This window comes from Streptomyces roseoverticillatus (assembly GCF_000719265.1).
Taxonomy (GTDB): domain Bacteria; phylum Actinomycetota; class Actinomycetes; order Streptomycetales; family Streptomycetaceae; genus Streptomyces; species Streptomyces roseoverticillatus.
The window spans coordinates 83,370-96,031 of sequence record NZ_JOFL01000026.1 but is presented as its reverse complement, the minus strand read 5'-3'; the positions used below and the strand labels follow the sequence as shown (position 1 = coordinate 96,031).

The following is a 12,662-nucleotide window of genomic DNA, read 5'->3' as shown; positions in this document are numbered from 1 at the left end:
TGCCTGCGGATGGGTGGTGGGGTTTCTGAGGCGGGGCTGCTCGGTGGGGTGGCGGGGGTGAGTGGCTGTTTTCTTCGGCTCGCTTGTCCGCCGCGCGCGGCCGCCGGGCCGGGTGACGTCCGGCCCGGCTGCCCCCGCCCACACCGCCCGCAGCCGGGTGGTGGGGCCCATGAGGCGCGGGCCTCTTGGTGGGGCTACTGCGACACGCGGCCGACACCTTCAGCCCACTTCTACGCCACGCAGCCCCGCCCGGCCGGTTGTTTCCCGGCCCGAGACCATCACCGCACCCTGCCTGCAGCCGGGAGATGGGCCTCTTGGGATGGGGGCTGTCCGGTGGGGCGGTTGGGGTAAGCGACTGTCCCTCCCGGGTCACCTATCCGCCGTTCACGGCCTGGGACGGTTGTTTTGCGGGCCGGGACCACCACCACCCACCACCCACAGCCGGACAGCGGGGCTCCTGAGGCACAGGCCTCCTTGCGGGATGGCTGAGGCGAGTGGTCGGCCTTCCCAGCGCACTTGTATGCCGCGCAGCCCCGCCCCGCCGGTGGATTTCCGCGCCGAGAGGGCACCAGCCCCCACCCTCCGCAGCCGGACGCTCGCCACGACGGGCCCAACCACCGCGCGGCAGCAGCCCGCTCCCCATCAGCCCAGGCTGATGGGGAGGTCTCCTTACGCGCCCGCATCCGTGACGGCGGGAGTACGGCGGCCCACCACCCACCAAGCGACAGGCACCCGACGGAGTCGCACCCCCCACCCCTCCCCCCGCTGCCAGCCTGTTCTGACCCGCACCCGGCCCACGGATCTCAGCCCCACCACGCCCTGCGCCGGGGGAAGCGCGACATCTGCTGAGCGGCGGCGCGGTCCGCCGCGATCGCGGTGCGGCGGGGCGGGGTGGCCGCGTGCGGGAGGCCCGGCGGCCTGAGGGCCCCGTACTCCGAGAAACGGACAGTCCCGCAGTCCCGGCAACGGGCCTCGCCCCGAGTGCGGGCTGCCCAGCCTCCACGGTGAGCGCACGTGCTCCGCACGGTCATGCACCCCCCATGTGCACGGTGCGCCAGTGACGGCGCAGCACGACGAGGGCTTCCCCCGTCGTGACCGGGTCGCCTCCGGCGACGGCTTCGTTGTAGGCGTCCTTCAACTGGGGGCACTCCGCACACCCGTACACCGGCCGTGACCCGGCCGGCCACAGCCCGGCCGCCTCCCGGTCCTCCCGGGTCGCCAGCCGCAGTGAGGCGAACGGCGCCTCCCATTCAAGCCCGCCGCCAGGCCGCCGCAACGTCACACGGCTCCCCGCCACCCCGATCACCTGCGCGATCTTTCCCTCGCGGGTGTCCACCACGAACGCGCCGATCCTGTAGGTCATCGCCCCACTCCTCCCCGAGTGCCCTTGGCAGGAGCCACATCTTGCCCCTCGATACGAGTTGCGGTGAAAATTTCACCGCTGGTTGGCACGATCGAGTGAACGCTCGTACAAGCCAGGGAAGTTGATGTCGCTAGAGTCGTCTCGCAAGGAGGTGATCGCTTGGCCGACATCACGCCAACCTTGCTGCGCCGAAGGCTCGGCGCAGCACTGAAGACGCTGAGGGTGAGAGCCGGCCTCAACCTCGCCGAGGGCGCGAAGCTGCTGGGCGTATCCAGCCCGACCTTGAGCAAGGTCGAGAACGGCAGACAGCGCACCGATCCAGAGAGGTTTATCGCCGCCTACGGGGTTGCGAACGCGGCACGCATCGCAGAGATCAGGGAGATCGCGCGGCTGGCCAACAGCAGCCGCCACCAGCGCCTCTACGTGCAGTACAAGGACGTCATCAGCGACCGATTCGCCGACTTCCTGGAAATGGAGCAGATCGCCACACGCATCGACCTCTACGCGGCGCTACTCATCCCGGGAGTGCTGCAAACGGTCGACTACGCCTCTGCGGCCATCGGAAGCATCAGCGTGCTGAGAACAACCCGCGAGACACGAGCATCCACCGAGCTGCGTATGAAACGCCAGGAGGTCCTGACCTCGCCCTCGCTCGCGCTGCGATGCGTACTGGATGAGGCGTGCCTCCGGCGCGAGCTCGGCGGACTTTCCGTTCTCCGGCGGCAACTTGAACACCTGCTCACCATCTCCCAGCGGCCAAATATCGAGCTGCAGGTCATTCCGTTCAAGGCGGGCATGCACACAGGACTGGACGGCGCGTATACGGTCTTCCACTTCGATGTCGGCTCTCCTGTTGTAGCCGTGGAGCCGCTCACAACGTCCCACTACCTTGAAGAGGACGACCAGGTCGCACGCTACGAAGTCGCGTTCGATCGCCTGCGCACCCAAGCTCTGGATCCCGAGGCGTCCCGCGACTTCATCGCCAGGATCGCCAAGGAGACACAGTGAGGTTCAAGAAGAGCAGCTACAGCTCAGGTTCTGTCGACACCTGCGTGGAGATCGCCCTCCCCGAGGGCACAGGCATACCCGCCCCCATACACATACGCGACTCGAAGCGGCCCGGAGGGCCCACCCTCCGCGTCGCCCCCGAGCCGTATCGTTCCTTCACCCGCGCCCTGAGGCGCGGCACCCTCGGCGCGCCGCACGGCGATCGCCGAAAGGGTCGCGTACGGCGGGCTCGGCCGATACCGTAGGGGCAGACGCCCCCCTTCTACAGGCACAGCAAGAGGCCCCCGCCACGGCGGCTACCGTGGTCGAGGGCCAACCGCAGGTAGACGGTTTCCGGTCGTCAGTCCTCAGTCCGTCGGAGGACTGACGGCCACCGTCCAAAGAGAAAGAGGCCCCCGCCACGGCGGCTACCGTGGTCGAGGGCCAACCGCAGGTAGACGGTTTCCGGTCGTCAGTCCTCAGGTTCTCGGAGGACTGACGGCCACCGTCCAGCGGCTTTCACCGGTCATCGTCCGGTGCACCACCTCCACAGTTCCCGGATCACAGCTGCGACCCGCTCGTGCCGAGGCTTCCTGCGGTGACGCCCCATTGGCGCCCCCCTTCTTCAAATGCGGCCGTAGCCGGCGACCGCACCGGAGGGAGCCCATGGCGGGGCACCCTGGGCGAGTGCCCCGATGAAGGGACCTCTTGAAGGGGGGCGCGCTCGAAGCGCTGATGCAGACGCTACACCGGGCCGGAGGGCCCAATCCGCCGTTTCCGGCGCGGAGTTACGGATCTCCTCCACCGCTCATCCCGTTGCTGCCGCAACATCATGAACTGTCGTACGAGGAGTACGGCCGACGCCGTAGCCCGCGATCTTGAGGGCGGCCCATCGTGATCACCCGAGCCCGGACCCGACTCCGCCCCAACCCCGCCACGACGCCATCACCAACCGTGAGGGGAAAAAGCACCCCCGCGCGTCAGGTAATATTGTTCCCGCAACGCCGACGGGTGATCACCATCACTCCGAAGCCGAGCGCTCGTAGCTTAACGGATAGAGCACTTGACTACGGATCAAGAGGTTGCAGGTTCGAATCCTGCCGAGCGCACATTTACCTGAAAGGGCCGGACGCCTGAGCGTCCGGCCCTTTCTCATTCCTGCGGGCCCGCGGAGAACGCCGCCCCCGCTATCCGCAGGATGTACGGCAGCTCGCTCGAACCCGGCGGGTTGTTGTAATTGAGCGAATACACCACCCGCCGCGACAGGTCGCTCTTCGCGAACACCCCGTTGGTGTACCCGGGCTCGGAGCCCGTCTTGCCCCAGACGACCGTGCCGTCCGGCAGCGTGAACCGCATGAGGCCGATGCGGCTGAAACAGGCCGTGCCCCGGTCCGCGGGGTCGGTCAGGCTCGCGCAGTGGTGGTTGCCGGGGGCATTGGGAACGTCCGGGAGGTCGAAGATCCGGCTTTGCTGCGACGGCGGGAGGAGCCGCCCGCCGAGGAGCGCCGTGATGAAGCGGTCCAGGTCCGCCGCGGTGGAGATCATGCCGCCCTCCGCCCAGGCGTGCGGGCTCTGCTCGGTGACGTCGATGAGTGTTCCGTCCACCGTGCGGTAGCCGTGCGCGTGGGGTTCCGGGAGGGTGACGTCGGTGGCGGCCGGGACGTAGGTGTGGCGCAGGCCCAGCGGGCGGGTGATGCGGTTGCGGATCTCCTCCGCGTACGTGTGGCCGGTGACGCGCTCGATGATCAGCCCGGCCACGTACGAGTTGATGCCGTTGTACTGCTGGGCCTTGCCCGCGGGGAAGGCCGGCGCCTTGCCGTCCACGGCCGCCTTGACGATCTCGGTGGGCGTCCACGACCGGAAGCGGTTCTCGGCGAACCACTTGTTGGAGCCGTCCCCGTAGGTCAGCGGCGTCGGGGCCGGGAGCCCGCTCGTGTGGTCGAGGAGATGGCCGACCTTCACGTCCTGGAAGGCGTCGGGGAGCAGGCCGGGCACGTAGCGCCGGGCCGGCGCCTCCAGGTCGACCCGGTGCTCGGCGGCGAGCTGGAGCATCAACGTGCCGGTGAAGAGCTTGGTGATGCTGCCGATGCGGAAGGAGGAGTCCGAGCGGACGGAGGCGCCGGTCGCCTTGTCCGCCGCGCCGGAGGTGCCCCACCAGTGGCCGCCGGGGCCGGCGACGCGGACCAGTGCTCCGTTCACATCCGCGTTCGGGAAGCCGGCGATCGACTCCTCCAGCGCCTTCTTGTCAGGCCTGGGTGCTGCGGCGTCGGCCGCCGTGGCCGTCCCCGCGGCGAGTGCGGCGGCCAGCGCCGCCACCAGCAAGGCACCGCGGCCGGGGGGCTTCCTCTTGATCTGCTCCATGCCCGCAAGCCTTCCGAACCAAGATCATCTTCACATCGGGCATCGCCCCGACCCGCCCCCTAAGCGGCCCCGACCCCACTTCAGGGATGTCCCGCACACGAGCCCGGAGGACGGCCCGGAGGACGGATTCCGTCCTACATCCCCTCTAGCCTCACCCCATGATCCGACCGCCATGGGCCGGCGCCGCCGCCCGCATCTCCGACGACCAGCGCCGTGCCCGCCTCGCCCGGCGCCACCTCCTCCACCCCGCCCACCGGGCCGGCAGCACCGAGGAAGTCGCGGACGCCCTGGTCGGGCTGCACGCCACCGACGCCGCGACCGTCTCCCTCTCGGCCTGCGCCCGGATGGCCGAGCCCTCCCCCGGCGACGTCGACCGGGCGCTGTACGAGGACGTGTCCCTCGTCAAGCTGCTGTCCATGCGGCGCACGCTCTTCGCCGTCACCACGGACCTCGCCCCGTACGTGAGCTCCTCCACCGCCCGCGCGATCGCGCTCCGCGAGCGGGCGACGCTGCTCAAGCACCTGCGCGAGAACGCCGAGGGCCACGCACCCTGGGACGAGCAGCGCCTCGCCCGCACCGAGCGGGAGGTCCTGGACGCGCTGGCGGCGCGCGGCGAGGCCACTACCGCAGAGATCAGCAAGGACGTGCCCGCCCTGCGCGAGACTCTCCTGATGTCGCCGGGCAAGGCGTACGAGAGCCGGCAGAGCGTCGGCAGCCGGGTGCTGCGGCTGCTCGCCGCGGACGGGCACCTGCGCCGGGCCCGGCCGCGCGGCTCGTGGACGAGCAGCCTCTACCCGTGGGCGCTGGTGCCGCCGATCCCGGACATGGACGTGCGCGAGGCGAAGGCCGAGCTCGCACGGCGGTGGCTCGCCGCGTACGGGCCGGCCACGGAGGCCGACCTGAAGTGGTGGACGGGCTGGACCCTCGGCGACACGCGCCGGGCGCTGGCGGACGTCGGCACCTGTGCGGCGGAGCTGGCGGGAGGGGAGACCGCCCACCTCCTGGCCGGCGACCTGGACGACGAACCCGACCCGACCCCGTGGGCCGCGCTCCTCCCCGGCCTCGACCCGACCGCCATGGGCTGGCGCGGCCGCGACTGGTACCTCTCCCCCGGCCACGTCCCCGCGCTCTTCGACCGCGCCGGCAACGTCGGCCCCACGGTGTGGTGGAACGGCCGCGTCATCGGCGGCTGGGCCCAGCGGGCGGACGGCGAGATCGCCTGGCGGCTGCTGACGGACGCGGGCGCGGAGGCGGAGGAGGCGATCGCCGCGGAGGCCGCGCGGTTGTCGGCGTGGCTGGGCGCCGTACGGGTCACCCCGCGCTTCCGTACGCCCCTGGAGAGGGAACTGGCGGCGGGGTGATGCCACTTGCCGGCCCGGCGGGTGGCCGAGAACGCCGACAGGGCGGCGTACGCCGACGTGGTGTCGGTGTGCGCCGCCCTCGGGCGGAATGGCGGGATGGCGGGATGATCGCGGGCGGCGGGATGGTCGCGGGCGGCGGCCCGCGTACTCATGACGCTTACTTCGGGTCGCGGTTGAACACCGACTTCGACCACAGGTAGCCGAGGACGGTCAGCGCCAGGCACCAGGCGACCGCGAGCCATCCGTTGTTGCCGATCTCGGTGCCGAGCAGCAGGCCGCGCAGGGTCTCGATGGCCGGCGTGAACGGCTGGTACTGGGCGATCGGCTGGAACCAGCCCGGCATCGCGTCGACCGGGACGAAGGCGCTGGAGATGAGCGGCAGGAAGATCAGCGGCATGGCGTTGTTGCTGGCCGCCTCGGCGTTCGGGCTGACCATGCCCATCCCGACCGCGATCCAGGTGAGCGCCAGGGCGAACAGCGTGAGCAGCCCGAACGCCGCGATCCACTCCAGGACCGTGGCATCCGTGGACCGGAAGCCGATGGCCACGCCGACGGCACCGACGAGGACCACACTCATGATCGACTGCAGCACGCTGCCGACGACGTGCCCGACGAGCACGGACCCGCGGTGGATCGCCATCGTGCGGAAGCGGGCGATGATGCCCTCGGTCATGTCGTTGGAGACGGACACGGCGGTGCCGATCGTGGTGCTGCCGATGGTCATCAGCAGCAGGCCCGGCACGAGGTAGGCGATGTAGTCGGAGCGGTCGGCGCCGCCGCCGCCGATGCCCGCGCTCATCACGTCGCCGAAGACGTAGACGAACAGCAGCAGCAACATGACCGGGGTGAGCAGCAGGTTCAGGGTGAGGGACGGATAGCGCCGGGCGTGCAGGAGGTTGCGGCGCAGCATCGTGGACGAGTCGCGCACGGCGAGGGAGATCCGGTTCGGGCGGGCGGGAGCCAGGGGGGTGCTCATCGGACAGCCTCCTTGGGCTGGTGGGGGACGTCGGTGCCGGCGGTCAGGGCGAAGAACACGTCGTCGAGGTCGGGGGTGTGCACGGTGAGTTCGTCGGCCTCGATGCCGGCGGCGTCCAGCCAGTCGAGGATGGAGCGCAGCTCGCGCTGGCTGCCGCCGCTGGGGATCTGCAGCGCGAGGGCTTCGTCGTCCCGGGTGGCCTCGCGCAGGGCGGAGGCCGCGGCCTGATACGCGGCCGGGCCGGTGAACCGGAGCCGGACGTGCCCACCGGGGACGAGCCGCTTCAGCTCCTCGGCGGTGCCCTCGGCGGCGATCTTGCCGTCGTTGAGCACGGCGATGCGGTCGGCGAGTTCGTCGGCCTCCTCCAGGTACTGCGTGGTGAGGAAGACGGTGACGCCGTCGGAGACGAGCTCGCGGATGATCTGCCACATGTTGTGGCGGCTGCGCGGGTCGAGGCCCGTCGTCGGCTCGTCGAGGAAGATGATCCGCGGGTCGCCGACCAGGGTCATCGCGATGTCGAGGCGGCGCTTCATGCCGCCGGAGTAGGTGGACGCGGGCTTCTTCGCGGCCGCGGTGAGGTCGAACCGCTCCAGCAGTTCGGCGGCGACCCGCCGGCCCTCGCGCTTGGACAGGTGGTGCAGGTCCGCCATGAGGAGCATGTTCTCCTCGCCGGTGATCAGCCCGTCGACGGCGGAGAACTGGCCGGTGACGCCGATCGCGGCGCGGACCGCATGCGGGGCGCGGGCCAGGTCATGGCCGCCGACGTGGACCACGCCGTCATCGGCGCTGATCAGGGTGGAGAGGATCTTGACGGCGGTGGTCTTGCCGGCGCCGTTCGGGCCGAGCAGGGAGAAGATCGTTCCTTTTGGGACGGCCAGGTCGACGCCGTCGAGGACGGTCTTGTCGCCGTAGGACTTGCGCAGCCCGTTCGCCGCGATGGCCAGGTCGGTCATGAGGAGTACTCCTTGTTTACAAGCCGCGTTCACAGGCCGCGTTTACCGGCCGCGTCTACCGGCCGTTTACGGGCCGGGGGCTTACAGGCCGCGTTTACCGGCCGTGGGCTTACAGGCTGTGGGCGGTGATGTCGCCGTGGGAGGTGGTGGCGCGGATGTCGAGTTCGGCGTTGCCGTCGCTCTTGAGGGCGTTGGCGATGCGGCCGTAGCCGGTGCCGGCGTCCAAGGAGGCGGAGACTCCGCGGGCGGCGCCGACCGAAATGTCACCGGACTGGGTGCGGAGCACGACCGTGCCGCGCACGGCCTCGGCGATCCGGATGTCGCCCCTTGCGGTGCTGATCTCCGCGGGGCCGCCCAGCCGGCCGACCTCGACGTCGCCGTCGACCGCGGTGAGGCGGACGCTCGCGGCCTCGTCGATCTTGATCTGGTGGTACGCGCCGTCGAAGACGACGTCGCCGAGGCGGCCGACGCCGCGGAGCTCGGTGCTGGCGGCCTTGGCCTCGACGCGGGAGCCGGCGGGCAGCTGGACGGTGACCTCTACGGCTCCGGAGGGGCCGAAGTACTGGTTCTTCGCCGCCGGGGCCTCGATCCGCAGGACGCCGTCGGCGTATGCGACCTCGATCTGCTCCGCCGCCTTCACGTCGCGGCTCTTGGCGGCGTTCGCGGGCAGGACCTCGACCGTGGTGTCGGCCCGGTCGGCGGCGATGAGCTGGACGCGCCCCGCGGGGATGTGGAGGACGGCGGAGATCGGGGCGGGGGTGTCGAACTTCTGCATGATGTTCTCCTCTTGCGTTGGTCTCTTGTGTTCATCTCTTGCGTTCGTCGTTTCCGACACCGCAAAAGCTACGTTGCATTCGCCAGTCCGGCAACAGACTCGTTGCGCAATATTGCCATCTCTGCAGGTCAAAGCAGCAATATCGTTGCAACAGTCCTGAATCTAACGCAACAACAGCCCCGCCAACCGTTGCAATGAAATGAGAGTGAACGCTATACTGGAGGCATCAAGGAAGCACACAAGGGAGATCGCGATGCCGGGAGGCAGGCTCACCCAGCAGGAACGCCAGCAGATCGCGCTGGGACTGGCCGACGGCCTCGCCTACGCGGAGGTCGCCAGACGTCTCGACCGCCCGACCTCGACGGTCACGCGCGAGGTGATGCGCAACGGCGGCCCCACCGCTTACCGTGCCGACCTGGCCCACCGCGCCACCGAACGCCGCGCCCACCGCCGCCGGCAGGCCGCGCCCCGGGGAACGGAAGCGGCCCCGCAGGCCCACGGACGCGATGCCGAGGCGGTGCGCGAGTACGAGGAGACGTTCACGACCGTCCTCATGCAGTCGGGCACGCCCAAGATGATGGCCCGGGTGCTGGCCTGCCTCTGCACCAGCGACTCGGGCAGCCTCACCGCGGCCGAACTCGTCCAGCGCCTCCAGGTCAGCCCGGCGTCCATCTCCAAGGCGATCGCGTTCCTTGAGGAGCAGGGCCTCGTACGCCGGGAACGCAACGAACGCCGCCGCGAGCGCTACGTCGTCGACGACGACGTCTGGTACCAGTCCATGATGGCCAGCGTCCGCGGCACCACCCAGGTCGCCGAGATCGCGCGGCAGGGCGTCGGCGTCCTCGGCCACGGCACCCCGGCCGCCGCCCGCCTCGAGAACATCGCCCGCTTCCTCGACTTCGTCTCCGAGAGCCTCGCCCGCGCCGCGGACCAGGCCCGCGAAGTCCTCCACACGAAGCCCGAGACGACGCCGGGCAGTGCTGAACAGCCCCTCTGAACAGACCTGTACCCCGACGGTGCCGCCAGTCGGCATCGTCGGGGTACAGGTACAGGTCATCGGCATCGTCGGGATGCCGGTGCAGGTCATGCGCTCACGCCGTCAGCCGGCTCAGGCTGATGCCCGGCTCAGACTGTCACCCGCTCCACAGGTATCCACAGCTCCGCTTCCGCCTGTGCCTCTGCGTCCGCCGCCTCCTGGGTGAGCCGAACGCGCAGGATCTCCGGACCCGGCCTGCTGCGGTACGGGTTGGACGGGAACCACTGGGTGAAGACGTCCCGCCACAGATACTGGAGGGCCTTCGGGAACGGGCCGGAGTTCTCGAAGACCGCCCATGCACCGGCCGGGACCGTGAGGGCGTCAAATTCCTCCGGTACGTCGGCGGAACCGGTCACCACGCCGTGGTAGTAGTCGAATTCGGTTCCCTCGGCGCGGCTCGGGTCGAGGCCGTCGCTCACCGCGACGATGCCTTCCGGCTTCTGGTCGGACAGGGCGGAAATGCGCCCGATCGTCTCCTGATCGATGCCCCGGATGAACTCGGCGATCGCCGGGTTCACCCCTTCGTGGACCAGGGGGGCGCGGACCTTCTTTCCGGCGACACGGAACTCCGGCTTTTCCACAACCCGGTATTGCATGCTGCTGCTCCCTTCGACGACGAGGCGGAAGGAGATCCGCGGCTGGGAGTGCAGTGAGGCGCCGTTCCGCCGGGCATCGCCCGGGCCCACGCCGTGCACGGCGCGGAACGCACGCGCGAACGCCTCCCCCGAGCCGTAGCCGTAGCGCACCGCGATCTCCAGCAGCGTCCGTTCTCCGGCGAGGACTTCGGCACCCGCCACGGTGAGCCGCCTGCGCCGGACGTACTCCGACAGCGGCATCCCCGCCAGCGCGGAGAACAGCCGCCGGAAGTGGTACTCCGACGTCATCGCGATCCGCGCCAGCCCGGCCACGTCGATCTGCCGGTCGAGATGCGACTCGACGTGCTCCAGGGCCTCGTTCAGCCGATCCAGCACTGCGGATCTCCTTCCCTTCCTTACGTCCCATCACGTTAGGGAGGGCGCATGCTCCCCGACCCGACATCCTGTGTCCGGTCCGGTCAGTTCCGATCGGAGCCCGGGCGGCTCTTCCCGCCGCCGCCACATGCTCACAGGCGTCACCGGCATCGTGCCTGATCGGCCGGCCGGGCCCTACCCGGCCGTCACCACCCCGACCGCGCCGACGGCTTATCCCCGTACGGCGTCGTCATCCTTGGCCTTGCTCTCGGGCTTGATCTCGGGCTGGATCTCGGCCTTGCTCTCGGCCTTGCTCTCGGCTGAGGCACCGGCCGCGCGGCAGCGCCAGCGCTCCCGCCCCCGCAGCCGCCGTGCACGCCGCACCCACCAGCAGCGCCCTGCCGTATCCCGCCGCTCCCCCGCCCGCGTGCGCGGCCACCGTGCCGAGCATGGCCAGGCCCAGCGCGCCGCCCATCTGGCGGGACGTGTTGACGAGGCCGGAGGCCAGTCCCGCCTCGTGCGGTGGCGTGCCGCTGGTGGCGGCGGCGGTGACGGGCATCAGGGACAGGCCCGCGCCGAGGGTGGCCAGGACGAACGGGCCGAGCACGTCCGTCACGTAGTCCCCGTCCGCGTGGGCGCCGATGCGCGACATCCACAGGAACCCCACCGTGCTGATCGTCATCCCCGTGAGCACGATCGGGCGCGGGCCGGTGCGGGCGATGAGGCGGGTGGCGATCTGTGCACCGGCGACGACGGCGGCCGAGCCGGGCAGGAAGTACAGCCCGGCGACGAGGGCGCTCTCTCCGAGGACCTGCTGGAAGTACAGGGACAGCATGAACCACATGGAGAACGCGGCCGCGCCCATGCACAGCACCAGCAGGTTGGCGGTGGCGACGGTGCGCCGCCGCAGGGTCGCGAGCGGGACGAGCGGGTGGGCGGCCCTCGTCTCGACGGCCACGAAGACGGCGAGCAGCAGTGCCCCCGCCACCAGTGAGCCCCACACCATCCACGCGCCCCACGCGTGCGTTCCGCTCGCGACGGTGCCGTGGACGAGGGCCGTCAGGCCGAGGGTCACGGACACCGCGCCCGGAAGGTCGAGGCGCCGCAGCCCTCCCGCGGCAACGGCCCCGGCGCCAGGCCCGGCACCGCGCCCGGTACCGGCCGCCTCCTCAGCCGGTACGCAGATCACCGCGGCGGCCAGCAGCCCCGCCCCGATCGGGACGTTGACGAACAGCACCCACCGCCACCCGGCGTACTCCGTGAGCACTCCGCCGACGACGCCGCCCACCGCCCCTCCCGCCGCCATGACCGCGCTCCAGGCGCCCATGGCCCGCGTACGGGCGGCGGGTTCGGTGAAGGTCCGCATGATCAGCGTGAGGGTGGCGGGAGCGAGGACGGCGCCGCCTGCGCCCTGGACCGCGCGGGCGGCGATCAGCAGGGAGCCCTCGGAGGCGAAGCCGCCCGCGAGGGAGGCGAGCGTGAACGCGGTGACGCCGGCGAGGAAGGCGCGCCTGGTGCCGACGAGGTCGGCCGCCCGGCCGCCGAGGAGCAGCAGGCCGGCGAAGGCGAGGGTGTAGGCGTTGACGATCCACTGCTGGCCCGCCGGGCCCAGCCGGAGCTCGGCGCGCATGGCGGGGAGGGCCACGTTCATGACCGACACGTCGAGGATGACCATGAACTGGGCCGTGCAGGCGATCACGAGGATCGCGGTGGTGGCGCGTACGGACGAGGGCCGGCCGGTACGGGACCGGCCGGCCCCGCGTATGGCGGGGCGGGGCTTGGGTGACGAGGGGTCGGCAGCTCGCATGGCAGTGACGTCCTCCGGCAGTGGGTGGACCAACAGCGGGAACCAACAGCGGGCGGACCTCAAAAATAGAGGTGCTACAAAAATGTAGCATCT

The 12,662-nt window shown here is 70.6% G+C and carries 12 protein-coding genes and 1 tRNA gene; 5 read left to right on the top strand and 8 right to left on the bottom strand.

The genetic code is table 11. The features are described from left to right. Window positions 1–803: 803 nt before the first annotated feature. Both IF61_RS37785 and IF61_RS32780 read right to left on the bottom strand, forming a co-directional pair. Complete coding sequence (locus IF61_RS37785) at window positions 804–1,031, bottom strand: DUF6255 family natural product biosynthesis protein (protein WP_397945839.1); 228 nt, start codon at window positions 1,029–1,031, stop codon at window positions 804–806. Continuing rightward, the gene (locus IF61_RS32780; protein WP_043190878.1) at window positions 1,028–1,363 is read right to left on the bottom strand and encodes a hypothetical protein; all 336 of its coding nucleotides are present in this window, start codon (window positions 1,361–1,363) and stop codon (window positions 1,028–1,030) included. Before IF61_RS32780 ends, IF61_RS37785 begins: the two co-directional genes overlap by 4 nt. A gap of 159 nt (window positions 1,364–1,522) precedes the next feature. Between IF61_RS32780 and IF61_RS0126905 the strand changes: the two genes are divergently transcribed. From IF61_RS0126905 to IF61_RS0126900, 3 genes are all read left to right on the top strand, one after another. Next, a complete protein-coding gene (locus tag IF61_RS0126905; protein ID WP_030369117.1) occupies window positions 1,523–2,371 on the top strand; it encodes a helix-turn-helix domain-containing protein in 849 nt (282 codons plus the stop codon). Then, complete coding sequence (locus IF61_RS34690) at window positions 2,368–2,616, top strand: DUF397 domain-containing protein (protein WP_078660523.1); 249 nt, start codon at window positions 2,368–2,370, stop codon at window positions 2,614–2,616. Before IF61_RS0126905 ends, IF61_RS34690 begins: the two co-directional genes overlap by 4 nt. Window positions 2,617–3,386: 770 nt before the next feature. Beyond that, a tRNA-Arg gene (locus tag IF61_RS0126900) sits at window positions 3,387–3,459 on the top strand. Between the two features lie 43 nt (window positions 3,460–3,502). On the opposite strand, the gene IF61_RS0126895 is transcribed toward IF61_RS0126900, so the two are convergent. Continuing rightward, window positions 3,503–4,711, bottom strand: coding sequence for a serine hydrolase domain-containing protein (locus IF61_RS0126895; RefSeq protein ID WP_052393080.1), 1,209 nt, complete (start codon window positions 4,709–4,711; stop codon window positions 3,503–3,505). A gap of 158 nt (window positions 4,712–4,869) precedes the next feature. On the opposite strand from IF61_RS0126895, the gene IF61_RS0126890 reads away from it, so the two are divergent. After that, on the top strand, window positions 4,870–6,072 hold the full coding sequence (locus IF61_RS0126890) for a winged helix DNA-binding domain-containing protein (protein ID WP_030369115.1): 1,203 nt from the start codon (window positions 4,870–4,872) through the stop codon (window positions 6,070–6,072). Window positions 6,073–6,229: 157 nt separating this feature from the next. On the opposite strand, the gene IF61_RS0126885 is transcribed toward IF61_RS0126890, so the two are convergent. From IF61_RS0126885 to IF61_RS0126875, 3 genes are all read right to left on the bottom strand, one after another. Next, complete coding sequence (locus IF61_RS0126885) at window positions 6,230–7,048, bottom strand: ABC transporter permease (protein ID WP_030369114.1); 819 nt, start codon at window positions 7,046–7,048, stop codon at window positions 6,230–6,232. Next, window positions 7,045–8,001, bottom strand: coding sequence for a daunorubicin resistance protein DrrA family ABC transporter ATP-binding protein (locus tag IF61_RS0126880; RefSeq protein WP_030369113.1), 957 nt, complete (start codon window positions 7,999–8,001; stop codon window positions 7,045–7,047). Before IF61_RS0126880 ends, IF61_RS0126885 begins: the two co-directional genes overlap by 4 nt. Before the next feature lie 109 nt (window positions 8,002–8,110). Continuing rightward, the gene (locus IF61_RS0126875) at window positions 8,111–8,776 is read right to left on the bottom strand and encodes a DUF4097 family beta strand repeat-containing protein (RefSeq protein ID WP_030369112.1); all 666 of its coding nucleotides are present in this window, start codon (window positions 8,774–8,776) and stop codon (window positions 8,111–8,113) included. A 253-nt stretch (window positions 8,777–9,029) separates the two neighbouring features. Here IF61_RS0126875 and IF61_RS0126870 point away from each other — a divergent pair, with 253 nt between their 5' ends. Continuing rightward, window positions 9,030–9,773: a GbsR/MarR family transcriptional regulator gene (locus IF61_RS0126870; RefSeq protein WP_030369111.1), complete on the top strand. Its 744-nt coding sequence runs from the start codon at window positions 9,030–9,032 to the stop codon at window positions 9,771–9,773. A 128-nt stretch (window positions 9,774–9,901) separates the two neighbouring features. Here IF61_RS0126870 and IF61_RS0126865 read toward each other — a convergent pair whose 3' ends face one another. Both IF61_RS0126865 and IF61_RS0126860 read right to left on the bottom strand, forming a co-directional pair. Then, complete coding sequence (locus IF61_RS0126865; protein ID WP_030369110.1) at window positions 9,902–10,783, bottom strand: AraC family transcriptional regulator; 882 nt, start codon at window positions 10,781–10,783, stop codon at window positions 9,902–9,904. Between the two features lie 229 nt (window positions 10,784–11,012). Beyond that, entirely contained in the window at window positions 11,013–12,569 is a 1,557-nt protein-coding gene (locus IF61_RS0126860; RefSeq protein WP_052393079.1) for an MFS transporter, read from the bottom strand. Between the last annotated feature and the right edge of the window lie 93 nt (window positions 12,570–12,662).

What these genes read in the sequence shown, in the direction of transcription:
- IF61_RS0126895 (WP_052393080.1), bottom strand. Translation starts at nt 4,711, where the DNA reads ATGGAGCAGATCAAGAGGAAGCCCCCCGGCCGCGGTGCCTTGCTGGTG.
- IF61_RS0126860 (WP_052393079.1), bottom strand. Translation starts at nt 12,569, where the DNA reads ATGCGAGCTGCCGACCCCTCGTCACCCAAGCCCCGCCCCGCCATACGC.
- IF61_RS0126880 (WP_030369113.1), bottom strand. Translation starts at nt 8,001, where the DNA reads ATGACCGACCTGGCCATCGCGGCGAACGGGCTGCGCAAGTCCTACGGC.
- IF61_RS0126890 (WP_030369115.1), top strand. Translation starts at nt 4,870, where the DNA reads ATGATCCGACCGCCATGGGCCGGCGCCGCCGCCCGCATCTCCGACGAC.
- IF61_RS32780 (WP_043190878.1), bottom strand. Translation starts at nt 1,363, where the DNA reads ATGACCTACAGGATCGGCGCGTTCGTGGTGGACACCCGCGAGGGAAAG.
- IF61_RS0126875 (WP_030369112.1), bottom strand. Translation starts at nt 8,776, where the DNA reads ATGCAGAAGTTCGACACCCCCGCCCCGATCTCCGCCGTCCTCCACATC.
- IF61_RS37785 (WP_397945839.1), bottom strand. Translation starts at nt 1,031, where the DNA reads ATGACCGTGCGGAGCACGTGCGCTCACCGTGGAGGCTGGGCAGCCCGC.
- IF61_RS0126885 (WP_030369114.1), bottom strand. Translation starts at nt 7,048, where the DNA reads ATGAGCACCCCCCTGGCTCCCGCCCGCCCGAACCGGATCTCCCTCGCC.
- IF61_RS0126870 (WP_030369111.1), top strand. Translation starts at nt 9,030, where the DNA reads ATGCCGGGAGGCAGGCTCACCCAGCAGGAACGCCAGCAGATCGCGCTG.